21 protein-coding genes are annotated in these 26,942 nt (G+C 66.6%); 4 read left to right on the top strand and 17 right to left on the bottom strand.

The window, feature by feature from the left end:
* Positions 1-107 precede the first annotated feature (107 nt).
* Positions 108-1,883 carry an ABC transporter transmembrane domain-containing protein gene (locus SJY41_RS01550; RefSeq protein WP_380778468.1) on the top strand — a complete coding sequence of 592 codons (1,776 nt, stop codon included), beginning with the start codon at positions 108-110 and terminating at the stop codon, positions 1,881-1,883.
* A gap of 293 nt (positions 1,884-2,176) precedes the next feature.
* Here SJY41_RS01550 and SJY41_RS01545 read toward each other — a convergent pair whose 3' ends face one another.
* The gene (locus tag SJY41_RS01545) at positions 2,177-2,515 is read right to left on the bottom strand and encodes a TfoX/Sxy family protein (RefSeq protein WP_380778467.1); all 339 of its coding nucleotides are present in this window, start codon (positions 2,513-2,515) and stop codon (positions 2,177-2,179) included.
* 110 nt (positions 2,516-2,625) lie between these two features.
* On the opposite strand from SJY41_RS01545, the gene SJY41_RS01540 reads away from it, so the two are divergent.
* Positions 2,626-3,783 carry a saccharopine dehydrogenase family protein gene (locus tag SJY41_RS01540; protein WP_380778465.1) on the top strand — a complete coding sequence of 386 codons (1,158 nt, stop codon included), beginning with the start codon at positions 2,626-2,628 and terminating at the stop codon, positions 3,781-3,783.
* A gap of 260 nt (positions 3,784-4,043) precedes the next feature.
* On the opposite strand, the gene SJY41_RS01535 is transcribed toward SJY41_RS01540, so the two are convergent.
* Together SJY41_RS01535 and SJY41_RS01530 are read right to left on the bottom strand one after the other, a co-directional pair.
* Positions 4,044-4,340, bottom strand: a complete 297-nt coding sequence (locus SJY41_RS01535; protein WP_380778463.1) for a hypothetical protein — start codon at positions 4,338-4,340, stop codon at positions 4,044-4,046.
* Between the two features lie 51 nt (positions 4,341-4,391).
* Positions 4,392-6,752 carry a ribonuclease R family protein gene (locus SJY41_RS01530; protein ID WP_380778461.1) on the bottom strand — a complete coding sequence of 787 codons (2,361 nt, stop codon included), beginning with the start codon at positions 6,750-6,752 and terminating at the stop codon, positions 4,392-4,394.
* A gap of 275 nt (positions 6,753-7,027) precedes the next feature.
* Between SJY41_RS01530 and SJY41_RS01525 the strand changes: the two genes are divergently transcribed.
* The gene (locus SJY41_RS01525) at positions 7,028-7,297 is read left to right on the top strand and encodes a hypothetical protein (protein ID WP_380778460.1); all 270 of its coding nucleotides are present in this window, start codon (positions 7,028-7,030) and stop codon (positions 7,295-7,297) included.
* 204 nt (positions 7,298-7,501) lie between these two features.
* Here the strand turns inward: SJY41_RS01525 and SJY41_RS01520 are convergent, their stop codons facing one another.
* From SJY41_RS01520 to SJY41_RS01505, 4 genes are all read right to left on the bottom strand, one after another.
* On the bottom strand, positions 7,502-8,221 hold the full coding sequence (locus SJY41_RS01520) for an SPOR domain-containing protein (protein ID WP_380778458.1): 720 nt from the start codon (positions 8,219-8,221) through the stop codon (positions 7,502-7,504).
* A complete protein-coding gene (gene argS / locus SJY41_RS01515; protein WP_380778456.1) occupies positions 8,221-9,945 on the bottom strand; it encodes an arginine--tRNA ligase in 1,725 nt (574 codons plus the stop codon). The genes SJY41_RS01520 and argS overlap by 1 nt, the downstream gene beginning before the upstream one ends.
* 233 nt (positions 9,946-10,178) lie before the next feature.
* Positions 10,179-11,333 (bottom strand): DUF1501 domain-containing protein, encoded by a 1,155-nt coding sequence (locus SJY41_RS01510; RefSeq protein WP_380778455.1) that lies wholly within the window; start codon positions 11,331-11,333, stop codon positions 10,179-10,181.
* 2 nt (positions 11,334-11,335) lie between these two features.
* Positions 11,336-12,859 (bottom strand): DUF1800 family protein, encoded by a 1,524-nt coding sequence (locus SJY41_RS01505; RefSeq protein WP_380778453.1) that lies wholly within the window; start codon positions 12,857-12,859, stop codon positions 11,336-11,338.
* Positions 12,860-13,078: 219 nt separating this feature from the next.
* On the opposite strand from SJY41_RS01505, the gene SJY41_RS01500 reads away from it, so the two are divergent.
* Positions 13,079-13,372, top strand: a complete 294-nt coding sequence (locus SJY41_RS01500; RefSeq protein WP_380778451.1) for a hypothetical protein — start codon at positions 13,079-13,081, stop codon at positions 13,370-13,372.
* 199 nt (positions 13,373-13,571) lie between these two features.
* On the opposite strand, the gene SJY41_RS01495 is transcribed toward SJY41_RS01500, so the two are convergent.
* The 10 genes from SJY41_RS01495 to SJY41_RS01450 form a co-directional block, all read right to left on the bottom strand.
* The gene (locus SJY41_RS01495; RefSeq protein ID WP_380778450.1) at positions 13,572-14,756 is read right to left on the bottom strand and encodes a deoxyguanosinetriphosphate triphosphohydrolase; all 1,185 of its coding nucleotides are present in this window, start codon (positions 14,754-14,756) and stop codon (positions 13,572-13,574) included.
* A complete protein-coding gene (locus SJY41_RS01490) occupies positions 14,753-16,915 on the bottom strand; it encodes an SPOR domain-containing protein (protein WP_380778448.1) in 2,163 nt (720 codons plus the stop codon). The genes SJY41_RS01495 and SJY41_RS01490 overlap by 4 nt, the downstream gene beginning before the upstream one ends.
* 296 nt (positions 16,916-17,211) lie before the next feature.
* Positions 17,212-18,753: a cell division protein FtsZ gene (ftsZ, locus tag SJY41_RS01485; RefSeq protein WP_380778446.1), complete on the bottom strand. Its 1,542-nt coding sequence runs from the start codon at positions 18,751-18,753 to the stop codon at positions 17,212-17,214.
* 113 nt (positions 18,754-18,866) lie between these two features.
* The gene (ftsA, locus tag SJY41_RS01480) at positions 18,867-20,129 is read right to left on the bottom strand and encodes a cell division protein FtsA (RefSeq protein WP_307083686.1); all 1,263 of its coding nucleotides are present in this window, start codon (positions 20,127-20,129) and stop codon (positions 18,867-18,869) included.
* A 1-nt stretch (position 20,130) separates the two neighbouring features.
* Entirely contained in the window at positions 20,131-21,096 is a 966-nt protein-coding gene (locus SJY41_RS01475; RefSeq protein ID WP_380778444.1) for a cell division protein FtsQ/DivIB, read from the bottom strand.
* A complete protein-coding gene (locus tag SJY41_RS01470; protein ID WP_380778442.1) occupies positions 21,093-22,046 on the bottom strand; it encodes a D-alanine--D-alanine ligase in 954 nt (317 codons plus the stop codon). Before SJY41_RS01470 ends, SJY41_RS01475 begins: the two co-directional genes overlap by 4 nt.
* Positions 22,043-23,071 carry a UDP-N-acetylmuramate dehydrogenase gene (gene murB, locus SJY41_RS01465; protein WP_380784031.1) on the bottom strand — a complete coding sequence of 343 codons (1,029 nt, stop codon included), beginning with the start codon at positions 23,069-23,071 and terminating at the stop codon, positions 22,043-22,045. Before murB ends, SJY41_RS01470 begins: the two co-directional genes overlap by 4 nt.
* Positions 23,072-23,154: 83 nt before the next feature.
* On the bottom strand, positions 23,155-24,573 hold the full coding sequence (murC, locus tag SJY41_RS01460; protein WP_380778440.1) for a UDP-N-acetylmuramate--L-alanine ligase: 1,419 nt from the start codon (positions 24,571-24,573) through the stop codon (positions 23,155-23,157).
* On the bottom strand, positions 24,570-25,712 hold the full coding sequence (gene murG / locus SJY41_RS01455; RefSeq protein ID WP_380778438.1) for an undecaprenyldiphospho-muramoylpentapeptide beta-N-acetylglucosaminyltransferase: 1,143 nt from the start codon (positions 25,710-25,712) through the stop codon (positions 24,570-24,572). Before murG ends, murC begins: the two co-directional genes overlap by 4 nt.
* Complete coding sequence (locus SJY41_RS01450) at positions 25,709-26,890, bottom strand: FtsW/RodA/SpoVE family cell cycle protein (RefSeq protein WP_380784030.1); 1,182 nt, start codon at positions 26,888-26,890, stop codon at positions 25,709-25,711. The genes murG and SJY41_RS01450 overlap by 4 nt, the downstream gene beginning before the upstream one ends.
* Between the last annotated feature and the right edge of the window lie 52 nt (positions 26,891-26,942).

The following is a 26,942-nucleotide window of genomic DNA, read 5'->3' as shown; positions in this document are numbered from 1 at the left end:
TGCAACGCGCGAACGCGTGCCACGCCGCGACGATCGTACGCAAACGCAGCCCGCCGGGCTCCACACGAGCCGTTGAGCGCCACCCCCGCCACTGCTACGCCCCGCGCATGGCCAAGCCGATACCCGAAGAGAAGACGTCCCGCCGGATCGGCGACCTTGCGATGGTGTGGCGTCATGCCGCGAATTATCCACGGCAGATCCTGTTCGCCGGGCTCGCGCTGCTGATGACGTCGGCAGCGACGATTGGCATCCCATACGGATTCAAGCGGGTCATCGATCGCGGCTTCGGCCCCGGCGCAAGCGGCTCGGTCGGCACGTCGTTCCACTACCTGCTGATGATCGTCATCGTGCTCGCGCTGGCGACCGCGGTCCGCTTCTACTACGTCTCGTGGCTCGGCGAGCGCGTCGTCGCCGACATCCGCACCAACGTGCAGCGTCACCTGATGCGCCTCACACCGCGCTTCTTCGAGGAGAACCGGCCGTCCGAGATCGCCTCGCGCCTGACGTCGGATACGGCGTTGATCGAACAGGTCGTCGGCAGCACCGTGTCGATCGCGCTGCGCAACGTGTTCACCGGGGTCGGCGGCCTGATCTACCTGTTCGCGATCTCGCCCAAGCTTGCCGGCATGTTGATGATCGGCATCCCGCTGATCATCCTGCCGATCGCGTTGCTCGGCAAGCGCGTGCGCAATTACTCGCGCACTTCGCAGGACCGGGTTGCCGATGTCGGCTCGATCGCCACCGAGACGCTCGGCGCGATGAAGGTTGTGCAGGCGTTCGGCCAGGAGGACCGTGAGGCCGCGCGGTTCGCGGATGCGGTTGGCGCGACCTTCGCTGCGGCGCGCGCGCGGATCATGCTGCGCGCGGTGATGACCGCGATCGTGATCGGGCTCGTGTTCGGATCGATCACCCTCGTGTTGTGGGAAGGCGCGATCGACGTCGCGGCCGGACGCATCAGCGGCGGCGCGATCGCCGCGTTCGTGCTGACCGGCGGGATCGTTGCCGGCGCATTCGGCGCGCTGACCGAAGTGTATGGCGACCTGCTACGCGGTGCCGGAGCTGCCGGGCGGCTATCCGAACTGCTCCGCGAACGCCCTGAAATCGCAGCCCCCGCCAACCCGGTCGCATTGCCGCAGCCGCCGCGCGGCGCGCTCGCGTTCGAGAACGTGCAGTTTCACTATCCCACGCGCCGCGACGTCGCCGCGCTCCATGGCTTTTCGCTCGACGTAAAGCCTGGCGAGACGGTCGCGATCGTTGGCCCGTCGGGCGCCGGCAAGACCACCTTGTTCCAGCTCGTCCAGCGCTTCTACGATCCGGACGCCGGCCGCGTGACGATCGACGGTATCGACCTGCGCGACGCCGATCCGGCGCAAGTCCGCGCGCGCATCGCGATGGTGCCGCAGGAAACGATCATCTTCGGCGCCTCGGCCCGTGACAACCTGCGCTATGGCGACTGGTCCGCGACCGACGACCAGCTCTGGGCCGCCGCCGAGGCCGCCAACGCCGCCGAGTTCCTTCGGAAACTGCCCGAGGGCCTCGACACGTTCCTCGGCGAAGGCGGCGCACGGCTGTCGGGAGGCCAACGCCAGCGCGTGACGATTGCCCGCGCGCTGCTCCGCGACGCGCCGATCCTGCTGCTCGACGAGGCGACAAGCGCACTCGATGCGGAGAGCGAGCGGCTGGTACAAGAAGCGCTAGAGCGGCTGATGGCAAACCGCACCACCCTCGTCATCGCCCACCGTCTCGCCACCGTACGTGCGGCCGAACGGATCATCGTGATGAGCGACGGCCAGATCGTCGAGGAAGGCTCGCACGCGTCGTTGATGACCAACACCGGGCTGTACGCGCGGCTGGCCAGCCTGCAGTTCAACGAAGCGGCTTAGGCCCGATCGACGTTCAGCCGTTTCAGGTTGCGACAACTCCATCATTGCTTCGTCACCTAGAACTGGTTCCGAAATCATACCCGACAAGTACCTCCCCGGTGGAGGCCGGGGAGGTGCACTCGTCCGAACGGGATGAGCACCGACATGTTCGGGGGCCCCGCTGCCGCAAGCTTAACTCTATCGATCGTGCGGCACCGTGGATGCCGGAACAAGGCGCGCCTGAGCGTAGCCGAAGGGCCCGGCATTACGGGGCATTTGTCAGTTCGTAAGCCCAGCCTGAACCTCGATCCGTCCTAACCCTTCTTGGCCTTCGGCTTCCTCGGCTTCGGCAGTGGCAGTTCCGCGCACGAGATACGGACGAGTTCGGCCAGCCACTCGGCATCGTCCCAGCGATCGGCGTCGACCAGCAGGCAAGGTTTCGCGCCTGGATACGGCGACGCTTCGTCGATCGCGCCGGCAAACGCGCGACCCCCCGCGGTCGGCTTCACGAACAGCTGGTCGTCGCAGATCATCGCGACCATCCTGCCATCACAATAGATGCCGTATTCGCCGAACATCGGCTTGGCGGAGACGTCGCCTGCCGCCGCAAGTTGGTCGACGATGAACGCCACGGTGTTACGATCGGATGCCATCCCACGATCCTTGCAGATGGAGGCGCGATTGGCGAGGCACGGGTGGAAATCGCGTTTCACTTGCGATGGCGGACGCGTGGGCGCAAAACTTGATCAAACAGGAGACGGATATGCGCGACTTCGACATCGTCATCTATGGTGCAACCGGCTTCACCGGGCGCCTCGTCGCTGAATATCTGACGCAGACCTATCCGACCGGTGTCGGCTGGGCGATGGCCGGCCGCTCGCTGACGAAGCTGCAGGAGGTCCGCGACCTGATCGGCGCACCCGCCGATACGCCGCTGATCACCGCCGACTCCGATGATCCCGCCAGCCTCCGGGCGATGGCGGAGCGCGCCACCGTCGTGATCTCGACGGTCGGGCCGTACCAGCTCTACGGCTCTGACCTCGTCGCCGCCTGCGCCGCGACCGGGACCGGTTATGTCGACCTGTGCGGCGAGCCCGCATGGATGCGCCACATGATCGACGCGCATGAAGGAGAGGCCACGCGGACCGGCGCCCGCATCGTCTTCTCCTGCGGGTTCGACAGCATTCCGTTCGATCTCGGCGTGTTGACGTTGCAGGATGCGGCCAAGGCCAAATACGGCGTCCCCGCGCCCCGCGTGAAAGGTCGCGTGCGAAAAATGCAGGGGACGTTCTCGGGCGGCACCGCGGCCAGCCTGAAGGCGACGCTCGCCGCTGCCGCGCGCGACCCGGGCATCGTCAAGTTGCTGACCAGCCCGTTCGCGCTGACACCGGGCTTCAGCGGACCGCACCAGCCGACCGGGCTGATCCCCGAATACGACACGACGATCCAGGCTTGGGTCGCGCCGTTCGTCATGGCGCCGATCAACACCAAGAACGTCCACCGCACCAACTTCCTGCTCGGCGAGGCGTATGGCGCGGACTTCGTCTATGACGAGATGATGGTGGCCGGGCTCGGCGATCTCGGCAAGGTGGCCGCCGAAGCGATCGCCAAGTTCAATCCGTTTGCTGGCGACAAGGGGCCGAAGCCGGGTGAAGGCCCATCCAAGGAGGAACGCGATGCCGGTCATTACGACCTGTTGTTCGTCGGCGTCATGCCAGACGGCGAACGGATCGACGCGGTCGTCACCGGCGATCGCGATCCGGGCTATGGCTCGACCAGCAAGATGATCGCGGAAGCCGCGCTGTGCCTCGTGCAGGACATAGCGGGCGATGGCGGTATCTGGACACCGGGGGCGTTGATGGGGACGAAACTGCGCGATCGGTTGGTGGCCAAAGCAGGACTCGGCTTTACGGTCGGGTAGTCGAGCGCTGCCTGGTTACGCCGCGCCGCGCACCCGATACCCATATCGCTGAAGATCTGTAGGTCTGGACCCTTGCCCCCCGGCGAAGGCCGGCGCCCAATTGGGAAACTTCACCAACTTCGGGTGCGCTTCGTCATTGCCGAGGAGGTAAAACTACGATGTTGTCAGCAAACGTCTGGGAGCGCCGCCAACCAAAAGTACGTGCTGATAGGAAACAGCACGAGACCGAAGAGATGCCGCAGCGCCGTTCGATGAACCCATCACTCCGCAAGCGCGAACACCGTCACCGCGGCTACCGCGCTCGCGACTACTCCGGATGTCGCGGCAATTGCCGCTGCCCGTCGACGCACTGCACCACGAAACGCACCGAGCCGGTCTGCATCGAGATGATAGCGGCCCGCGCCGTCGTCGACGATCGCGCCGTAGCTGCACAACCGCCGAAACATGCGCGCATCCGCCGCATCATACGCGATTGCGCGGTCCGCCATCGTCGCCTGCGCCGCGACGAAATCGTTGACGATCCGCCGTCGCGACCGGCCCAGACCGAATACCCACATGCCAATCTCCCGCAAACCAGCATCCTATAAGTCGTGACGCTTTCGCAAATCCTACCGCCGCTTGCCCTGATGGCGGATGTTGGCCGGCCGGCCCCGCCGCTTGATCTCGCGCGCCGGCTTGCGCCCACCGCGTTGAGGGGGCGCCGCGCCCTTCCCCTCGGGCATCTCGAAGCGCAGCGCGCCCGACACCGGGTTCGCCTCCGCCAAGCGCAGTTCCAGTGTCTGGCCTTGTGCGAAGACGTCGCCGCTATGCTCGCCGGTCAGCGTCCGCGCGCCCTCGTCGAAGCGGAAATATTCGCCGCCCAGGTCGCGCACCGGCATCAACCCGTCGCCGCCAATCCCCTCGACCGTCGCGAAGAAGCCGAAATTGGTGACGCCGGTGATCCGCACGTCCATCACCTGGCCGACACGCTCCGACAGGAACGCGGCGACATAGCGGTCGGTGGTATCGCGCTCGGCCTCCATCGCGCGGCGTTCGAGCCGACTGATGATCTCGCCGACCGACTCCATGTTGACTGCATCGTCCGCCGGCAACCCGCCCTCGCCGAGGCCGTACGCGGACACCAGCGAGCGGTGGACGAGCAGATCGGCATAGCGCCGGATCGGCGACGTGAAATGCGCGTAACTGCCGAGGCTCAGCCCGAAATGCCCATGATTGCCCGGCGCGTAATAGGCCTGGGTCTGGGTGCGAAGGATCTGCTCCATCACCTGAGGGCGGAAATCCGCGTCCCCGATCCGTTCGATGATATGATTGAAGGTCGCCGGACGGACGACCTGCCCCAGCGCGAACGGCACGTCGAACGTCTCGAGATATTCCTTCAGCGCCGCCAGCTTCTCACGGCTCGGCGGCTCGTGGATGCGGTACATCACCGGCGCCTTCTTCGCCTCGAGCGCCTTGGCGGCCGCGACGTTGGCGGCGATCATGTAATCCTCGATCAACCGGTGCGCGTCGAGCCGTTCGCGGGGAGAGACGGACATGATCCGCCCCTGCTCGTCGAGCACCACGCGCCGTTCGGGAAGGTCGAGATCGAGCGGCGCGCGAGCGTCACGCGCCTTCGCCAGCGCACGCCAACAAGCCCAGAGCGGGACCAAGGATTGGGCCACACCCCCGTCATCCCGACGAAAGTCGGGACCTCGATCCGCAAGGGCGCCCTCCGTGGAGGGAGACCCCAGCGTTCGCCGGGGTGACGGGGATAGGCTATCCGTTGAAGATGCATCTTGCGCCATCCCGTCGATGATCGCCTGCGCCTCTTCATAAGCCAGGTTCGCCGCGATCCGGACCACCGCGCGCGTGAAGCGCCACGACTTCAGCGACCCGTCCTTGCCAATCCGCAGATGGCACGCGAGCGCCGCGCGGTCCGCCCCCTCCTTCAGCGAACATACCTCCGCCGACAGGATCTCGGGCAGCATCGGTACCACGCGGTCGGGGAAATACACCGAGTTCCCGCGACGCCGCGCTTCACGGTCGACCTCCGACTTCGGCCGCACGTAGAAGCTCACGTCCGCGATCGCGACGATCGCCTTCCATCCGCCAGCGTTCGAGGGATCGTCGTCCGCCTCCGCCCAGACCGCGTCGTCATGATCGCGCGCATCCTCGGGATCGATCGCCACGATCGGCAGGTCGCGCAGATCCTCGCGCGCCCCCTTCTCTCCAATGGCACCCAGCGGCAGTTTCGAGACCCGCTCCGCCTCGTCCAGCGCCTCCTGCGAGAACACGTCCGGAATACCCAGCTTGTGAATCGCGATCAGCGAGAAGCTCCGCGCCGCAAACGGATCGCCCAGCTTCGACACGACGCGCGCCGCGATCTTCGGCGGTTTCCCCGCGAGCTCCGCCAGCACGAGATCGCCCGGCGCCGCGCCGCCCGCATCCGCCACCGCGAACTCACGCCGCTCGCGCTTGTCGACGCCGGTCAGCCACAGCCGCCCGGCCTCCTCGCGGAGCACGCCCAGCACCTGCTCGGACGCTGGCGCAAGAACCTTCATCGGATGTGCGATCCAACCGTTCCCGGCCTCCTCGGTCCGCGCGAGGATCCGCTCGCCGCCCCCGAGTGCGCCACGCTTGCGCTCGCGTACGCGCAGTCGCGGCGGTGGCACGCCCTCCGCTTCCCACCGCTCGGGCACCGCCCAGACGTTCCCGCCATCGTCGACATCAGCGATCCGCAGCACCGTCACCTTCGGGATGCCGCCCATCTTGTGGAACGCGCGACCGGGGGCGCTGTCGATCAGTCCCTCGTCCGCCATGTCCTTCAGCAGCGCCTTCAGCCCGATCTTGTCCTGCGCGCTGAGACCGAAGCCCTTGGCGATCTCCCGCTTGCCCGCGGGCACGTCGGAATGGGTGATGAAGTCGAGGATCTGCTCGCGCGTCGGAAGACCGGCTTTTGGTTTGTACATGGAACAGAGATAGGCGCGCATGCTTCGCTCGTCACCCTGCCTGGTGATTCTTGATCACCTGACGGACAGCTCCGACGACTTGCATTGACATCTGGCGGGCATGCTAAAGCTGCGATTGCGAACGAGGATACCCGAAACCGCATTCCCGATCGGGGCGGGCTCGGAATGCCACCTGACCCTGATGCGTGTCGTTACGCATTTATCGCCAGGCGGATAGGTTTTGTTGGCAAACGTTTGCGCTTGCACGCCGCAGGATTAGGCATACTCTTTTGATGCAGGCAGCAAGGAGAAACGACGTGGCAACGTACCCGGAACTCCAAAGTGATCCCGAGGACAAGAACCTCGTTATTTTACAAAGCCTCATATGCCTGTTGCGCGAAAAGAACATTCTGTCGCGCGCAGACATCGAAGAGCTGTGCGACAAGGTGCAGGCGCGCGTGGCCGATCATGCCAGCGATCCGCTTCCCTGCCACATGAACGGCGCCCGTGCCGCCGCCACTGAGGTCGCGCATATCGGCGACTATATCGGCCGCAAGTACGGTGGGAAGCATCGTCGGACGCTATAACTCGGACGTCAGGCAAGCCTGACGCCTGTCATAGCCTTGTGGGCCGACGCGGGATAATGCACACCCCCTGCCGGGGTTCGTCATTTGCGGTGCGGCGGACCAGCGATAGCTCGCTGAAGCATGCTACGCTCACATGTTTGGGTCACGCCTGTCGTTGCAGGACAATTTCACCCTGGTCCGGTCGATTTGCCGGCCAGGCTGAAGCTAGCTGGCGACGAAGCAGGTTTCTCCAGCGACCCGCAGCCGCCCGCAGATGTCCGCCGCCTGATTAGCGCTCCCGGCATTGACCCGAAGCCGATACAACGTGCGTCCACCTGATGCGACCGGCTGGACAGCCTTGCCGAGCGCGGCAACATACGCGAACCGCTTCGAGAAGTTCGCCCAGGCTGCATTCGCCGACGCTTCGCTGGGATAGGCACCGAGTTGCACCAGCGATCCGCCATTTGCGTTGCTCGCTACGCCCGATCGCGACGCTGCCATCGGGGCGGTCGCAACCAGGCGGCCACCGGACGCCGGGACCTGCGCCACGGCATTACGGCCGGCTGCCTCGTCCTTGGTCTGGTTGACGGCCCGCTTGCCGGCAACCGGGACCTCGGGCACGCCGCGAAGGTCGATCGCGCCATTCCCTGATTTGCCGGCGCTGGTTGCGATGGCAGCGTCGCCCTCGCCCTTGACCTTCAGGCCACCCGGCTCGTCCGGCTTGACCTTATAGTCGCCTTCCTGCGCGGCAATGAGTTGGCCGTCGCCAGTGGGACCACGCTGCTGCAACTTGTAGACGCCGAAGATGATCGCGGCGAGCACCGCCAGACCAAGCACGACCAGTGCGATGACGCGGCCGATGCCAACCGTTTCCTGCTCGTCCAACTCAACCGTCTCGAGCCAGGGGAGCCGGTCTTCCTCGCGCAGATCCATGTCGTCGGCCATCACTTCATCTCCGAAACCGCTTCGACACCCATGATGGCGAGCCCATTATGAATAATCTGCCCTATTGCAGACGCCAAGAAAAGTCGTGCCGCGGTCGCCTGCGGATCCTCGATCACGAGGAAGCGGCGATCGGGACGGTCGTTGCCGACATTCCATAGCGCATGGAACGCAGCAGCCAAGTCATAGAGATAAAACGCAATTCTATGCGGCTCGCGGGCCGTTGAGGCGATCTCCACGAGCCGCGGAAACTGGGCCGCCAGCTGCACCAGCGCGAGTTCGTCCGTATCAAGCCGGGACAGGTCGGCGGAAATAGGCGTAATTCCCGCCTCTTCCGCGCGCCGATGCAGCGACGCGATGCGGGCATGCGCGTATTGAACGTAGAAAACCGGATTGTCTTTCGACGCCTCGACCACCTTCGCGAAGTCGAAATCCATCTGCGCATCGGACCGCCGCGTCAGCATCGTGAAGCGCACGACGTCCTTGCCGACCTCGCGCACGACGTCCGCCAGCGTGACGAAATTGCCGGAACGCTTCGACATCTTCACCGGCTCGCCGTTGCGCAACAGCCGGACCATCTGGACGAGCTTCACGTCGAAGCGGGTCTTGCCGCCGGTGAGCGCCTGGACCGCCGCGACGATCCGCTTGACCGTACCGCCATGATCCGCGCCCCAGATGTCGATGAGCTGGTCGGCGCTCTGACTCTTCTGGAAATGATAGGCGAGATCGGCGCCGAAATAGGTCCAGGACCCGTTCGACTTCTTGATCGGGCGATCCTGATCGTCGCCGAACTGCGACGAGCGGAACAGCGGCAGCTCGACCGGCTCCCAATCGTCGGGCGTCTCGCCCTTGGGGGCTTCGAGCACACCGTCATAGACGAGGTCGCGCGACCGCAGTTCCGCCTCGGCCGCTTCCGGCTTCCTTGCCGCCTGCAGCTCGGCCTCCGACGAGAACACCTCGTGCTCGATCCCGAGCAGCGCGAGATCGGCGCGGATCATCACCATCATCGCGGCGACTGCCTGGGTGCGGAAGATGACCAGCCATTCACTCTCGGGCGCATCAACGTAGCGGTCGCCGAACTCGGTCGCAAGCGACTGGCCGACGGGCACGAGATAGTCGCCGGGATACAGGCCCTCGGGGATTTCGACGGTCTCGCCGAGAGCCTCGCGGTAACGGAGATGGACCGAGCGCGCGAGCACGTCGACCTGGCCACCGGCGTCGTTGACGTAATATTCGCGGATCACCTTGTGCCCAGCGAATTCGAGCAGGCTGGCAAGCGCATCGCCGACGACTGCGCCACGGCAATGGCCCATGTGCATCGGTCCGGTCGGGTTGGCGGAGACATATTCGATATTGACGGTGATCCCCGCCCCTTGCGTCGAGCGGCCGTAGTCGGCGCCCGCCTCGGGAATCGCCGCCAGTTCGGCGCGCCAGGCGTCGTCGGTCAGCTTCATGTTGATGAATCCGGGGCCAGCGACGCTCGCCGAAGCGACGTCTTCGAGCTTGGACAGCTCGGCGACCAGCGCATCGGCCAGCACGCGCGGATTGGTCTTGGCGGGCTTGGCGAGCACCATCGCCGCGTTGGTCGCGAGATCGCCGTGGCTCGTGTCGCGCGGTGGCTCGACCGTGACGTTCTTGCGATCGAGACCCGCCGGCAGCGTTCCCGCTGCGGTCAGGGTGTCGAGCGCCGCATCGATATGCGCGGCGAAACGGGCGTAGAGCGTCATGGCAATTCCGGTATCGTAAGGAAGCAGGCGCTCTAGACCAAAGCCGGGTGCTGCTCAATTTTTTATCCCGCCGCGTGCCTGTCCTTCATTCCGACGTGGCGCATGGGCCTGCCCGCTAGACGCAAGAAGGATCGATGTCGCTCGCGAATAGGCTCTGCTGTCTTGGCAGGAACGACGGAGGACCAGCAGGAATGACTATCGGGTGCGGGAGCGTGTAACGGCCGGCCTTGGCTTTACACTCGCACCAAACCCTCGGTCGCCGCGGTCTTTGCACTCGCCGGGAACAATGCCGCCATTGCCCGCACCGGATCGACGCCGAAATGCGAAGACACTGCGCCGCCGATGAACGCGTCCAACTGCATCGTCGGCTTGAGATCGCGCGCCTCATACAGAGCCGCGGGTGCCAGGCCGGGCCAGTCCGACACGACCTGCCCGCCTTTCACGCCGCCGCCGAACAGCATCGCCGCGGTCCCGGTCCCGTGATCGGTGCCGCCCGTGCCGTTCACCGCGACCGTCCGCCCGAACTCTGTTGCCACCAGCACCATCGTGTCCGCCCATAGCGGCCCAAGCCCGGCCTGCAACGCCGCGATCATCGCATCCAGTCCCTTCAATTGCGCACCGAGCCGCCCGCCCTGGCCAGTATGCGTATCCCATCCGCCCGTCTCGATCATCGCGATCCGCGCGCCGTTGTCGGGTTTCAGCAGCCGCGCGGCGAGTGTCCCGGTCGCGGCGGCATTGCGGCCACCATCTTGCGCGAGATCGCTGGTCAGCTGCCGCGTCGTCATGGCCTCGCTCCACAGCGCGTGAAGTTGCTGATCGCCCTGGTACAGCATCGTGACCCGTTGCAGCAGATCGTCCGACACGTCGGGCAGGTTCGACGGTGCGTAGGACGCCACCTCGCGCGCGCCGCGCAGCGCCATCGGTACGGTCGCCGCCACCGCGATCGCGCGCGCTTCGTCCGCCGGCAGCACGCCGAGCAGCCGGTTCAGCCACCCATCGCGCACCTGATAGGCGTTCGCCCCGCCGGTTTCGAGCACGTTCTGTCCATCGAAATGCGATCGATCGCGGTAGGGCGACGCGATCGCGTGCGCGAACAACGCCTGGCCCTGCGCGTACAGGCTTGCGCTGGCAACCATCGCCGGATGCAGCGCGAACATGCTGTCGAGCTTGGTGCCGGTCGCGAAGTCTGCCGCGAGCGCCCCGCGCACGTCGGCAAAGGCTGGATCGCCGACCGCGCCGATCATCCCCAACCCGTCCGCCGCACCGCGCTGGATGATGAACACGAACCGCTTGCTCGTCGCCGCCCGCGCAAAAGCGATGCGCGGTGCGCAGGCCGACGCCAGTACGCCGAGCGTACCGGCCGAAAGGAAGGAACGACGGTCGAGCATGGCTATCTCCGCATCGATTCAGGCGCGACGAGCAGCAACGCCAGTGCCTGGGCAGGACTTTCCGCGCGCGCCAGGCCCTGCGTGGTGAGGGAGCTGACAGAGGCCGGGAACAGGGTCGGCGCCAACGCGCGCGCGTCGATCAGCCCAGCGCGCGACGCGAACCGCTCCGCCGCTTCGACCCGTCGCAGGATCGCGTCGGGTCCCGCCCACGCCGCAGCGATATCATCATAACCGATCGGCTGTCCCGGTTTCCACACCGGCTGGCCAAGCTGGTTCATCAGGCCGACCGGCGCGCCCGGCGTGACCGTCGTCGTTCCAAGAGCCCGCAATGTCGAGACATACCATTCCCACGGCGATTTGAACTTCACGGGCTGCGTCACCCACGCCTCGGGCGACGCGATCAACGCGCGGTAGACAGTCGGCAGGTCTCCTCCCGACGTGAGGAACGCAGCCTTCAACCGCGCGACCATCGCCGGCGGTGGGGTGTCGCCCGCGAAATGCCGAGCGAGCTTGGTCGCGATATGCGTCGCGGTGGCCGGATGAACGGCAAGGTCGGCCAGCACCGCCTGTGCCTGCGCCTCGCCGCCGGCGGGATAGGTCTTTCCCATGATCACCCGGTCGCCCGGTTCGTGCACGTCGGCGAAGAACAGGAACGCACCGGGCGCGGTATCGTCCTGCGCGGGCGCGCCCGGCCCGCGGCCGATCCCGGCGACGGTCCATCCGGTCATGGCCCGCGCGAACTCGGTGACATCGGCCTGCGTGTAGCCGCTCCGTACGCCAAGCGTGTGCAACTCCATGATCTCACGTGCCAGGTTTTCGTTCAGCCCGGTGCGTCGCCTGGTCTTGGCGCCACCACGCATGCCGAATACGCTGGCCGGGCCGATCGACACGGCCTGATCGAGATACAGCAGCATGGCCGGATGCCGCTCGACCGCATTCAGCATGCCAGCGAAAGTCCCGAGGACGTGCGCGCGGATCGCCTCGAATTCCATCGGCCCGGCGAGCCCGGTTACCTCCAGCTTTTCGGCGGAAACCGCGAAATGGTTGGCCCAGAAATGCACGAGCCGTTCGACGAACGGAGTGTCGGTGGTGATCGCTGAGATCGTTCGCGCGGCAACCGCTCCACCATAATCGTCATAGCTTTGCTTCCCCGCAGCTTTGCGAGACTCGCGCCGCGCGGCTTCGCCCGGATCTTCGCCCGACATGCTTCCCGGGTGAGCCGACATCGCGGCCGTCGGAGCCGACATCCCCGGTTCGGCTGCCCCCCCGGTAGCGACCATTGCCGCGGACAATGCGAGGTTGGGCTTGCGCGGACCGAACTCGACGCCGATCGCCTTCTGCCGGGCGTAGTATTTGGCAAGGCCTGCCGCGACACTCGCGCCCGACGCGGCGCCGGCAATCGCGGCCGGGCGCATGTCAAACCGTTCCATCTGCGCCAGCAGCCAGTGTCCTGGATCTCCGATACCGCCGTCGCCCGGTTTCGCACCGAGGCCGAAGCGGTTAAGCGCGATGCTGGCAGCGAGCACGGATCGTCTCCTTCGATCCCGATACTGCGCGCAATCTGTCGTAGAAGTGTGTCGCGCTGCCAAGCTCACCGCGATTCCATCTCGGTTCGCCGTTGCATCCGATGCAATCGCGAAGAAGTGCTTTGCATTTGCCGTTTATGCTGCAGTGCAATAATTCGTGATCCCGAGAGTTGGGGCAGGACCTGATCCGGCTCAACGCACAACGCGGGAGACACGATCATGCGCAATACCTTCAAGATCATCGCAGCAGCAGCAGCAGCCCTCACGTCGACGATCGGGATGGCCGCCGAATCCAAGCAGAGCTTCGTCCACGAAGGCAGCACCTACATCTATACGTCGACCCAGACTGGTAATCGCCAGGTTATCGACGGCCATCGCTATCCGTCGGGCCAGCCGTTTCATCTCGTCGTACGCGGTGGACGCGTGTCGGGTGTTTCGGGTGGGGTGCCCGTCGCGTTCAAGACTGCCGAAGCTACTGGCGCAGCCGGCGGCATCGCAGCCGTCGCGCGCTAAACCTCTCCCGCCAGAGTGGCAGCATCTGCGGCGGTCGGACTTGCGTCCGGCCGCCGCTTTGCGTTCCAGCGGCTAACGCCGGAGGGGCTGCAACCTGATAGGCTAGATACGCCGTTGGTCCTGAGCGACGTCGAAGGACGGCCCCCGCGCGACCCGATCTCGACTTCGCGCGACAAGTGCGGACACGAATGCGCCCCGCCTAGAACCCGTCGGGCAAATCGATCGGCCCGACCAACTCGCGATAACGAGAGACGGCATACCGATCGGTCATTCCCGCGATGAAGTCGGCAATGTGCCGGCTGCGATCGGGCTCGGCCATCGGCAGTCGCTCATGCCACTCTGCAGGCATGGCCATCGGATCGTCGCGGTACACCGCGAACAGCCCGGCGACGATGCCGTGTGCAGCGTCCGCCGCCGCGAGCTGGCGCGGATGATGGTATAGATTGGCGTACATGAAACGCTTCAGGTCGCGCTCCGCATCGCGCATTTCGGGCGAAAAACCGACTAAACATTGCCCCGCCGCGCGGACGTCCTCGACGGTGGTGACGCCGCTTGCGGAGATCCGGGCGCGCGTCTCGGTTATTAGGTCATTGACCATCGTCCCGATCTGCGCGCGGACGAGTTCGCCGACCAGTCGCTTCGCCGCGACATCGGGGAAGCGTCGCCGTACGTCGTCCCACCCGCGCGCCACCAGCGGCACCGCCAGCATCTGGTCGAGCGTCAGCAGTCCGGCGCGCAGGCCGTCATCGATGTCATGATTGTCGTAGGCGATGTCATCGGCGATCGCCGCGACCTGCGCCTCCAGACTCGAAAAGCTGGTCAGCGCGAGTGGAAACTCCGCATCCGCCGCCGCCAACGCCCAACCGGGATGCCGCACCGGGCCATTATGTTTGGCGAGCCCTTCGAGCGTCTCCCATGTCAGGTTCAGCCCGTTCCACAGCGGATACGGCCGCTCGATCGTCATCAGCGTGCGCAGGGTATGGCCGTTGTGATCGAAACCGCCATGCCCCCCATCTTCGACCGAAGGCATCAGGGCCGCCTTCAGCGCGTCCTCGCCGGCATGACCGAACGGAGGGTGGCCGATGTCGTGTGCGAGGCACAAGGCCTCGGTCAGGTCCTCGTTCAGCGCCAGCGTGCGCGCGATCGTCCGGCCGATCTGCGCGACCTCAAGGCTGTGCGTCAGGCGTACGCGGAAATGATCGCCATCGGGCGCCATGAACACCTGCGTCTTGTGCCGCAGGCGACGGAAGCTGATCGAGTGGATGATCCGGTCACGATCACGCTGAAATGCATCGCGCGGCCCGCGGACGGACCCGTTCTGTTCCTCGTGAAGCCGTCCTTTGCTGCGCGCCGGGTCAGAAGCCCATGGCGCGCGGTAACTCATTTCGCGGGAAGCTTCGTGATGATCTGCCCCGGATCGCTGGTAAAGCTGAACGTGGAAACGCCTTCCTTGGCGAGTTGGTTGACGAAGGTGCGTGCCTCGGCGTCAGTCTTGAACGGCCCCGCGAGCACGCGATTGGTCGCCTTCCACGGCGCAGTCCAGCCACCGCGGCTACCGAACACGGTCGGCGCCTTGGCCTTCGCCTTCTTCCACGCCTTGGGAAGATCACCCTCGGTCGCGCCGGTCGACACCTGAACCCAGATCCGCTCGGGATTGGCGCGCGCGATCCGCTTTTCCTCGGCCGCAGCCTTGTCGGCAGCCAGCTTCTCGGCGGCCGCCGCCTTTTTCTCGGCCAACGCCTTCTTGTCGGCGATCGCCTTGCGCGCAGCCGCCTTCTTGTCGACCGCGGCCTTCTTGTCGGCAGCAAGCTGTTCCGCGGCGATCTTCTTCGCCGCGTCATCACGCTCGGTCTTGGCCTTTGCCTCGGCCAGAACGCGCTCGGCATCGTCCGAAACCGGAGCCGCGGCCTGCGTCACGACCGGCGCAGGATGCATCGGCGCGACATCGAGTTCCGACGCCGGAATCGAAAGCCCTGCAACGATCCGGGCGAGGATCGAGTCTTCGCTCGCAGCAACCGCGCGCGGCGGAATCGCAGCGGCAACGTCGACCTGTGTCGCTGGTGAAACGACCGTACCCGGGGAGGAAGTCATGGCGGCATATGCTTGCGGAACAGACTGCGCCTGGACGGGGGACGGCTGCGCCGACACCTGCTGCACCGGAACCGCCTGCGTGACCACCGACGGCGCTGCGGCCACCGAAGCGGACAGTGCGTTCGCGGCCCGGGTCGGATCGGTCCCAGCCTGCCCGACGGGTATCGCCGCCATCTGCGACGCAACACTAGCCGGTAGCGTACCGGTCGCCGTCGGCTGTGGACGGTTTATGGATGCGCCAGAGATCGCAGGCGCCACGCGCGACGATACGGTAGAGGCGACTACGGTGTTCGATTCCGCGGCCAGCGTCGGACGCGGCAGGGTTTGGACTACGGCGGCAGGCGCACGATAGCTGGGCTGCGCGGCAGGCACCGCCTGGACGGTCCGGGGCGGCACCGCCTGCACCATCTGCATCGGCGCTGCGGCCAATTGCACCGGTGCGACGTACGGGGGCGCAGCGGGAACGCCAGTAACAGTGCGAGCGGCGGTCGCTGCCGTACCGACGGTCGACGACGCGCGGGTCACGGCCGCCATCTCGACCTGATCGGGCTTCGACCGGCGATCGCGCTTGCCCTTTTTCGCCGACGTCGTCGTGGCCACCGGTTGCTGCGTTACGGCCGCCAGCATCACCGGCGCGGTCGGGTCGGCACCCAGCGCACCGAGCGGCGGCGCCATTCGTGCGTCGGCGATCCGCGCCGGCGTCGCATGGACTTCACCGAAATGCACCGCGAAGGCGCGATCGCTCGCGGGCAGGCTGGGCAAACGCTGGAAGAACGGTTGCAGGCCCTGCGCGGTGCCGCGCGGCATCATCGTCGTCGCGATCTTTTCGGCACCTGGCACGTCGCCATTCATCGCGAGAATGAACGCACGCGCACGCCACGCGCCACGGTCGCTTTTCATCAGGAGCGGCCCAAGTTGCTGGATCGCGAGGTCTTGCTTGCCGGATATGCCGAGCGACAGTGCGTACCGCCGCAGCGTCTCGTCGTCGGTCGCATCGCGCAGCGCCACGCGGTAATCCCGCTGTGCCCGATCCTGCTGGCCGACCAAATCATACGCCAGCCCGCGATCGGCCGCGAAATTGCGCGGATCGAGCCCAAGGCTTTCAGCCTGCGCATAATAGCGAAGCGCCTCGCCCGGCCGTTCGGAGCGAACCAGGATCGACGCCATGCCGGCCTTCACCCGACCGTCGCGCGGGTTCACTTTCTCCGCGCGTGCGAACAGGGCGGCGGCACCGCTGAGATCGCCCAGCCCCATCGACAGATCACCTGCGCGGATCAGCGCATCGACGTCGCGGGGATTGCTTGCGAGCTTGCGCATCTCGTCGCCGAGCCGATCGGCGTCGGTCGTTCCCGGTATCGCCTGAACGACCGCCTGCGCGAGGACGGCGTTCGGCGCAGTCGCCAGCACGAGCGCCAGCGCAGCAGTCAGGAGATGATGGGACGAACGAGTCATGAGGACCATGTGTCTAAACGCCACCTCGACCGAACCGGCAACGCCCACCGGTGTGGCACGCGGCGAACGGGGCAAAGGCGGCGACGAACGAAGGATTGGCGACCTGCAAAGGCCTTGCCGGAGCCGGCAACGCAACCGATCGACGTACGATCGATGACAACCTCGAAGCACTTCGTCCTGCCATCGGCGCCTTCCTTCGTCCGTTTAGGGATGAAGGAAGGCGTACAGCCACCCGGCCGTGCGAAAGGTGACGACGGGAGTCTGGCAGAAGCCCGACAGGAACGAGGATCCTGGACTTACTGGTTATTCTGGCGGTGCAGGAAACGCGGAATGTCGAGCGGGTCCTGAGGGGCCGCGTCGCCGTCTTCCTTCGCTGCGCCGCGGGCCGCGTTCGACATGCGCTCGAACAACGTACCACCCAGCTTCACGCGGGGCGCGGGCGGAACCGCCTCGGGAGCCGCTTCCGCACCTGGAGCAAGCCAGCGACGACGCGCGCCGCCCTCATCGGCTGCTGGCGTCGGCACCGGCGCGGACGCCGCACGAGCAGGCGCAGCAGCGGCCGGACGCGCGATCGGTCCGCGACCATAGGGTTCGTCGGCATAGGTCCGCGGTGCAGGCTGCGCCGCGGGAACGACCGGCGCGGCCTGCGGCATGATCGTCTCGGACCCCAGCACCAGTTCCTCGTCCGACGCCGAAGACTCGACTTCCGACGACGCGGTCAGGTCCAGTGGCTCTTCTTCGGGCTGACCAACAGTCTGCGGCGGCGTCGCCCCAGCAGGCTCGCTCGGGCGGAACGACGTTGTCTCATCCGTCTTGCGCGCACCAAAGCTGAACGAGCGCGTCGGCTCGGGCGCGGGCTCGGGCGGACGCGCATCGGCGTCGATCCCGGTCGCGACGACCGAGACGCGGATCTTGCCCTCGAGCTCCTGGTTGAACGCCGAGCCCCAGATGATGTTCGCATCGGGATCGACCAGGTCGCGGATGTGGTTCGCGGCTTCGTCGACTTCGAGCAGGCGCATGTCATCGCCGCCGGTGATCGAGATGATGACGCCCTTCGCGCCGCGCATGCTGACGCCTTCGAGCAGCGGGTTCGAGATCGCCTTCTGGGCGGCCTCAAGCGCGCGGTTGTCGCCGCTGGCCTCGCCGGTGCCCATCATCGCCTTGCCCATCTCCTGCATCACCGAGCGGACGTCGGCGAAATCAAGGTTGATGAGGCCCGGCATCACCATCAGGTCGGTGATGCTGCGGACGCCCTGCTGGAGCACCTCGTCCGCCATCGTGAACGCTTCCTTGAAGGTCGTGTTCGCGTTGGCGATGAGGAACAGATTCTGGTTCGGAATGACGATGAGCGTGTCGACATACTTCTGCAGCTCGTCGATGCCGCCCTCGGCCGACTTGGCGCGACGGTTGCCCTCGAACGCGAACGGCTTGGTCACGACGCCGACGGTCAGGATACCCATGTCGCGCGCGGCCTTGGCGATGACCGGCGCTGCGCCCGTGCCCGTGCCGCCGCCCATGCCGGCGGTGATGAAGCACATGTGCGCGCCTTCGAGCATCTTGGCGAGCTGGTCGATCGTCTCTTCGGCGGCTGCGCGACCGATCTCGGGACGCGAGCCGGCGCCGAGACCCTGCGTGATTTTGGTGCCGAGCTGGATCCGCTGCGGTGCGGTCGACTGCTTCAACGCCTGCGCGTCGGTGTTCGCCACGAGGAAGTCGACGCCCTGGACGTCGGCCCGCATCATGTTGGCGATCGCGTTGCCGCCCGCGCCGCCGACGCCGATCACCGCGATGCGGGGGGCCAGATCGTCCACTTCGGGACTAAGGAATTCGATGCTCATCGCCGTTCTCCGCACAACCCGGTAGATACGCTACGGCCGGGCCCCTGATTAATCTGTGTGCACCAACGTCACGGCCTGTTCCAGCCGAAATAACGCCAGCGCCCTCGAAACTCTTAATAATTCGCGCGCGCCGCCTGAATCAACTTGCGCACCATGCCCATACCCTTTGGCCGATGCACCGTCGTCCGCTGCGGCGCGAGCCCGCGAAGATCGATCGGGTTGGTCGCCGCGTAGAAGGCCAACCCCGCTAGCGTCGCGAACGCCGGTCCGCCATGCGCTTCCGGCAGCGCGGTCAGGCCGCGCGGTCGACCGATCCGCACCGACCGCCCGAGCGCCTGTTGCGCATAGTCGGCGATGCCCTTCAGCTCGGCCCCGCCGCCGGTCAGGACGACCTGACGCCCGACCGGCCCCTCGAACTTCAGCTTGGTAAGTGCATTGCGCACTTCGCCCATCTGGTGTTCGAGCCGCTGGCGGATCACGCCGATCAGCTGCGCCTTGGTGATCTGCGCCCCCTCGCCCGCGCCGTCCTCGGCGGAGATCGGCATGACCGGGATCATGTCGTGATTGTCGCGGGGGCTGGCGTTGGCCGACCCGTGGAAGCACTTCATCCGCTCGGCATTCTGCCGCCGCGTACCGAACGCGCTGGCGATATCATCCGTAATGTCCTGCGCGCCGATCGGGATCGATGTCAGCCCGACCAGCATGCCGCCGGCGAACAGCGACACGTTGGTGATCCCCGCGCCCATCTCGACCAGCGCGACGCCAAGCTCGCGCTCCTCGTCGCTGAGACAGGCGAGCCCGGTCGCGACCGGCGAGGCGATGATCGACTTCACCTCCAGATGCGCCGACCGCACGCAGAGATCGAGGTTGCGCACGGGTGAACCGTCTGCGGCGACGACATGGATGTGCACGCCGAGCCGGTCCGCATGAAGCCCGAGAGGCGTCTTCACCCCCGTCAGCCCGTCGAGCGTGTAGAGCGCGGGTTGCGCGTGCAGCACCATGCGGCCCTGCGGATCGATCGAGTTGCGCCCAGCGGCGAGCAGAGCATCGATATCCTGCTGTTCGACGCGGTGGCCACCCAGTTCGAACTCGACCTCCGCGACATCGGACACGAGTCCACCGGCCGAGAACCCGACCCAGACGTTCTCGATGTTGATCCCGGCTATCCGCTCGGCCTGCTCGACCGCCTCGCGCACCGCCGCCTCGGTCGTCGCCATGTCGGCGATATAGCCGCGCTTGACGCCGCGGCTTTCGCGCTGGCCGGTGCCGAGCACGATCAGCTCGCCGCCGTCCCCCTTCTGCGCGATCATCGCCGAAACCTTCGACGACCCGATATCGAGCGCCGTGATCAGCCCTTCCGGTGCCACCTTCGCCATGTCATCCCTCCCCGCCCGTTACGTTCGCGCCCGCCGTTTGCGACGGGGTCGTCGTCTCTGTAGTGCCCGTTGCCGGCACGCTCGCTGGCGCCGGTACGTCGACGCTGTGCGCCAGGCTCGCGCCCGGTTTGCGCGCGACCAGCTTGGTCGGATCGCGCATGTCGAACCGGATCCAGCCGCGCCCCAGCAGCGGCCTTGCACCATCGAGTTCGGCGAACTTCACCAGCGCGCGCGGCGCACCGTCTTCGGGCAGCGCCAAGGTTTCGCCGCTCTCGAACGTCAAGTCCCAGCGCCGATTGCCGACCCAGGTCGCCGCCTTCACGCGCGGCTTCAGCGCCGGCGCGGCCGCGAGCAGCGTCTGGTACGACGCCTCCTGCCGATCCGCACCCGGCCCGATCACCAGCGGCAGGTTCGGGATCGCATCCGGCTGGACTGGTTCCAGCAGAACGCCCGACGAATCGATCAGCGTCAGCTGGCCATTGTCCTGCCACACCGCCGCGGGGGTCCGCTCGACGATATCGACCAGCATCGTGTTGGGCAGCCGACGTGAGACATGCGCGTCCGCGATCCAGCCGTAGCGCAGCAGCTTCTGTCGCACCGCCTCCAGGTCGACCGACAGCATCGACGTCTGGTTCTGCTTGTCCTCCAGCGCGACCGCATAGACCGACATCCGGTCCATCCGCTTGAGGCCGGTGACCTCGATCTGCTCGACCTTGAAGCCCGCGCGCCCTGCACCCTCGGCCACCGCCGCGCCGATCATGCCGGGGATGCCGACCCACGTCGCCGCCGCGATCGCCACAGCCCCGCCCGCGCCCAGGATCGACCAAGTCGCGATCTTCCGGAGCGTGTCCTCGCTGACCGGGAGCATCCCGACCAGCCGGTCCATCACCGACACCTTCTTGACCGCGACCTTCCGGCGCGGGGCGGGCCGCTTGGGCGGCGGGCCGCGCTTGATCGTGCGGCTCATGGCGCCCCGCTTTGCGCAAGCGGATGATCCGCCAGCGCCTCGTCGACGATCGCCTGCACCAGTTCGGCATAGCTCATGCCGATATGCCGCGCCTGTTCGGGCACGAGGCTGAGCGGCGTCATCCCCGGCTGGGTGTTCACCTCGAGCAGGAACAGCCCGTCGACGCCGCGTTCGTCATCCCAGCGGAAATCGGACCGCGATGCGCCCTTGCAGCCGAGCAACCGGTGCGCTTCGAGTGCGAGACTCTTGCAGGCGTCGGTGATCTCGTCGGGGATTTCGGCCGGGCAGATGTGGACGGTCATCCCGTCGGTGTATTTCGCGTCGTAATCGTACCAGCCGCTCTTGGGCTTCAACTCGGTCACGCCGAGTGCCTTGCCGCCGAGCACCGCGGTCGTCAGCTCGCGTCCGCGGATGTAGGGTTCGGCGAGCAGTTCCTCGAACTCGCCCCAGGGACCAACGCTGTCGCGCGCGATCGGATTGCCGTAGTTTCCGCTGTCAGTGACAATCGCGACGCCCACCGAGGAGCCTTCGTTGACCGGCTTCAGCACATACGGCCGCGCCATCGGGTCGCTCTCGAACAGGTCCGCGGACTTGACGATCCGCCCGCCTGGCATCGGTACGCCCGCGGGGACGAGCAGCAGCTTGGTCAGCACCTTGTCGATCGCGATCACCGACGTGGCGAGCCCCGAATGGGTGTAGCGGAGGCCCATCAGGTCGAGCAGCCCCTGCACCGAACCATCTTCCCCCGGCGTCCCATGCAGCGCATTGAACACGAGATCAGGCTTCGCCTCGGCGAGCTTGGCGGCAACGTCCCGCCCCATATCGATCCGCGTAACCCGGTGCCCGAGTGACTCCAGCGCATCCGCACAGCCATTGCCCGACATCAGCGAAACCTCACGCTCCGCCGACCAGCCGCCCATGAGGACCGCGATGTGAAGAGCCACCGTCATGCCTCCCCTCCCGCATGCGGGAGGGGACCGAGGGGTGGGCGCCCGCCATCACCGCCCGCATCGCTGGCAGAAAGCGCGGGCGCAGCACCGCTTGGCTGCCCCCCTCCCCGCAGGGGAGAGGGAGCAGCGATGCCGACCCGCTGGATTTCCCACTCCAACGTCACCCCCGAATGCGCCTTCACCTTGTCGCGTACCTCTTCACCCAGCGCCTCGATCTCCGCGCTCGACGCGGACCCGAGGTTCAGCAGGAAATTGCAATGCTTCTCGCTGACCTGCGCGTCGCCGCGAGTCAGCCCCCGACACCCGGCCGCGTCGATCAACGCCCACGCCTTGTGCCCCTCGGGATTCTTGAAGGTCGAGCCCCCGGTGCGCGAACGGAGAGGCTGAGACGCCTCGCGCTCGGCGGCGATCCGATCCATCTCCGCACCGATCACCGCTGGTTCGCCGGGCGTGCCGGAGAACACCGCCTCGACGACGACTGCTCCCGCGGGCAGGTCCGAATGGCGATAGGTGAAACCGAGCTTCTCGGCGGTCCAGGTCTCGACCGAACCGTCGCGCGTGACCACGGTAGCCTCGACCAGAATATCGCTGACATCGCGGCCGTAAGCGCCGGCGTTCATCCGAACAGCTCCGCCGACAGTACCCGGAATCCCACGCAGAAACTCAAGCCCGGCAATCCCAGCATCCCGCGCGGCACTGGCAACGGTAATCCCCATCGCCCCCGCACCCGCACGAACGCGACCGTCCTGCACCGAAACCTTGGCCATCGCCTTGGGAAGACGCACCACGACCCCCGGCACGCCACCGTCGCGCACGATCAGGTTCGAGCCTACCCCAACGGGTAGAACTGGAGTCGACGGGTCGAGATCACGCAAAAACGCAGCCAGATCGTTCGCCGTATCGGGTCGCATAAGCGACTCCGCCGGCCCACCAGTCCGAAACCAAATAAAGGCCGCCAGCGAAGCGCCTGCCTCGACCTTGATTCCCTTCCCGCTTGCGGGAGGGGTTAGGGGAGGGGTTGAAATAGCCGCGCCCGTGCCGCCGGAGGAGGCCGCAGCCCCTCCCCCGACCCCTCCCGCAAGCGGAAGGGGAGCAGAAGCGCGAGCGCTCACGCCAGCACCTTCGCGCGCTCGGCCGCAATCGCATCCGCCAACCCGGCCGCCCATTTGGTGATATCGCCAGCCCCTAGGCAGACGACCATGTCGTCCGCCTCGATCGTCGCCGCCAGTTCCACCGCGAGCGCGTCCGCATCCGCGACCACACCCGCAAACCGGTGCCCACGCCGCTTCAGCCCCTCGACCAAAGCCGCCGCATCGACGCCCTCGACCGGCGCCTCGCCGGCCGCGTAGACCGGCGTCACGAGCACGCGATCCGCGTCGTTGAACGCCGTCTGGAAATCCTCCATCAGATTGCCCAGACGCGAGTAACGATGCGGCTGCACGACCGCGATCACGCGGCCCTTCACGCCCTCGCGAGCCGCCGCCAGCACGGCGCGGATCTCGACCGGGTGATGGCCGTAGTCGTCGATGATCGTCACACCGTCGACTTCGCCGACGTTGGTGAACCGCCGCTTCACGCCGCCGAACTTGGCGAAACCCTGCTGGATCGTCGCGTCCGCGATCCCGAGTTCCAGCGCCACGCCGATCGCCGCCAGCGCATTCTGGACGTTGTGCCGCCCCGGCATCGGCATCTCGATTCCCGCGATCGTCCGCGTCGCGCCATCACGCTCGCGCACGACGCAGTCGAAGCGGTTGCCGCCCGGGATCGGCGTAACCTCAACGCCGCGCACGTCCGCCTGCGCCGAGAAACCGTACGTCACGACCCTACGGTCACGCACTCGCGGCAGGATCCCCTGCACTTCCGGGTGATCGAGGCACAGCAACGCCGCACCATAGAACGGCACGTTCTCGACGAACTCGACGAACGCATCCTTCACCGCGTCGAACGAGCCGTAATGATCGAGATGCTCGGGATCGATGTTGGTGACGACCGCGATCGTGCCGTCGAGCCGCAGGAAGCTGCCGTCGCTCTCATCCGCCTCGACCACCATCCAGTCGCTCGCACCCAGTCGCGCATTCGAGCCGTAGGAGTTGATGATCCCGCCGTTGATGACCGTCGGGTCGACCCCGCCCGCATCGAGCAACGCCGCGACCATCGACGTCGTCGTGGTCTTGCCGTGCGTGCCGGCGACCGCGACGGTCGACTTCAGCCGCATCAGTTCCGCCAGCATTTCCGCGCGCCGCACCACCGGCACGCGTGCATTCAGCGCCGCCTCGACCTCGGGGTTCGAGCGCACGATCGCGGTCGACACGACCACCACCGCGGCATCGCCGATGTTCGACGCGGCGTGACCGATCGCCACCGGAATGCCCTTGTCGCGCAACCCCTGCACGACATAGCCCTCGGCGACGTCCGAGCCCTGGACGCGGTAACCGAGGTTCTTCATCACCTCGGCGATGCCCGACATGCCGATCCCGCCGATGCCGACGAAGTGGATGGTGCCGATATCCGTTGCGACACCCTTCATGCGAACTGCGCCTTGGGCTTCGAGGGCGCGCCGACCGGAATGCGCGACAACGGCGCGTCGAGGCTCTCGACCAGATCGGCCAGATCGCTCGCCGCGTTCGGCCGCCCGCAACTGCGCGCACGGCCCGCCGCATTCTGCAACGCCGCCGGATCGAGCCCGAGTTTCTGCATCTGCTTGGCCAGTTCCACTGCGGTAAAGTCTCCCTGCGCGATCGTCCGCGCGCCGCCCGCCCGCGTGATCTCGCGCGCGTTCACGGTCTGATGATCGTCGGTCGCTCCCGGCAGCGGCACCAGGATTGCAGGACGCCCCGCCGCGGTCAGCTCCGAAATCGTCGAAGCGCCCGCGCGTGCGATCACCAGATGCGCCCAAGCCAGTTGCTCGGGCATATCGGGCAGATACGTCGCCAGCTCGGCCGGGATATGATGCTCGGCGTACTTCGCACGCACCGCGTCGATATCCTCGATCCGCGCCTGATGAGTCACCTGCAACCGCCGCCGGAACGTCACCGGGAGCATCGCCAGACCATCGGGCACGACCTGCGACAGGATGCTCGCCCCCTGGCTGCCGCCGGTCACGAGTACGCGGAAGATGCCGTCTTCCTCCAGCAGCGGATACGGTCGCGGGCGCAGCGCCAGCACCGCCTCGCGCACCGGATTGCCGACCAGATGCGCCTTGCCCAGCAGCTTCGGCGCGAGGCGCTCGGTCGGCTCGGACGAGGTCGCGATCGCGTCCACGCGCCCCGCGACGAAACGGTTCACGCGCCCCAGCACTGCGTTCTGCTCGTGCACCGCAGTCGGGATCTTGTCCGCGAACGCCGCCAGCAACGCCGGTAGCGCAGGATAGCCACCAAAGCCGATCACCGCAGCGGGCTTGAAGGTCCGGTACAGCTCGCGCGCCATCGCACGCCCGCGCCACATCTCGCGCGTGGCCCGCGCCCAACCCAGCGGCCCGCCGGTAAAGCGTCCAGCCGGCAGGACATGCGTCTGGATATCCTCGAACAGCCCCGGAAACCGCACGCCGCGCGCGTCGCTGACCAGCGCGACGCGGTGGCCGCGCTTGGTCAGTTCGGCGGCGAGCGCCGCTGCCGGGACCATGTGTCCCCCGGTCCCACCGGCTGCGAGGACATAATGCTTACTCATTCACCACTCCAGCGGACGACATAAGGGCTCCGCGTGAGAAACGGATTGCGCCGGGTAAACGCCAGCAGCAACCCCATGCCCACCGACAACGCGATCATCGAGGACCCGCCATAGCTGATGAACGGCAGCGTCATACCCTTCGATGGCGCGAGGCCGGTGTTGACCGCCATGCTGACCAGCGCCTGCGCGCCGAACTGGGTCGCGAGGCCCGCGGAGGCCAGCAGCTTGAATTCATCCTGCTCATCCAGCAGCTTTACGAACACGCGCACCACGATCGCGAGGAAGATCACCGCGATCACCGAACATGCGATCAGCCCGAACTCCTCGCCGATCACCGAAAAGATGTAATCGGTATGCGCCTCGGGCAGCCCGAACTTCGCCGCACCGGCTCCGGGTCCAGTCCCGGTCCAACCACCAGCCGTCAGCGTGTTATGCGCGGCATTGGTCTGAAAATGGTCGCCCGCGCCCTCGCTCTCGACGCCCGGAAACAGGAACGCATCGATCCGCGATCGCGCCACGCCGTAGAACACATAGGCCGCGACCAGCCCGGCGGGCGCCATGGCGATCAGCCCGATCAGTACCTTGGCCGGCGTCCCGGCGATCATCAGCAGCGCCATCCACACCACGCAGAAGATGATCGTCTGGCCGAAATCGGGTTGCAGCATCAGCAGCACGGCTACGCCCGCGGTCATCGCCCCGGTAATCAGCACGGTCGGCAGCTCGGCATCCTTCGCGCGCAACGACAACAGCCATGCGACCGTGACGATAAAGAAGGGCTTGAGGAACTCGGACGGCTGGAATTGGGCAAACCCGACGCCAAGCCAGCGCCGTGCGCCATTAGCCTCGACCCCGATGAACGGGGTCACCATCAGCATCAGCACCAATAGCGCGCAGCCCCCGATGGCCATCCGCCGCGCCATGGAAACCGGCATCATCGACACGCCGAACAACACCGGCAGCGACACGCCGACCCACATCAACTGCCGCCAGAAATAGTATAGCGGCGTGATCTTGTGGTGCTCGCCCGAATAGCGGACCGCACTCGCCGGCGATGCCGCCGCGACCGCGATCAGCCCGATCGCGATCAGGAACAGCGTCAGCAGCAACAGCATCCGGTCGATGTCCCAGAACCACGTGCCGAGCGGCGACTGATCGCCCCGCCCGCCGCGCCGCTTCATCTTGGCGACGATGCTGGTCTTCGGTGTGCCCATATCGCCCCTGATGTCGATC

Origin of the sequence: Sphingomonas sp. R86520 (genome assembly GCF_042466285.1) — a bacterium.
Lineage (GTDB): Bacteria > Pseudomonadota > Alphaproteobacteria > Sphingomonadales > Sphingomonadaceae > Sphingomonas.
This window is presented reverse-complemented; position numbering and strand designations above follow the sequence as displayed.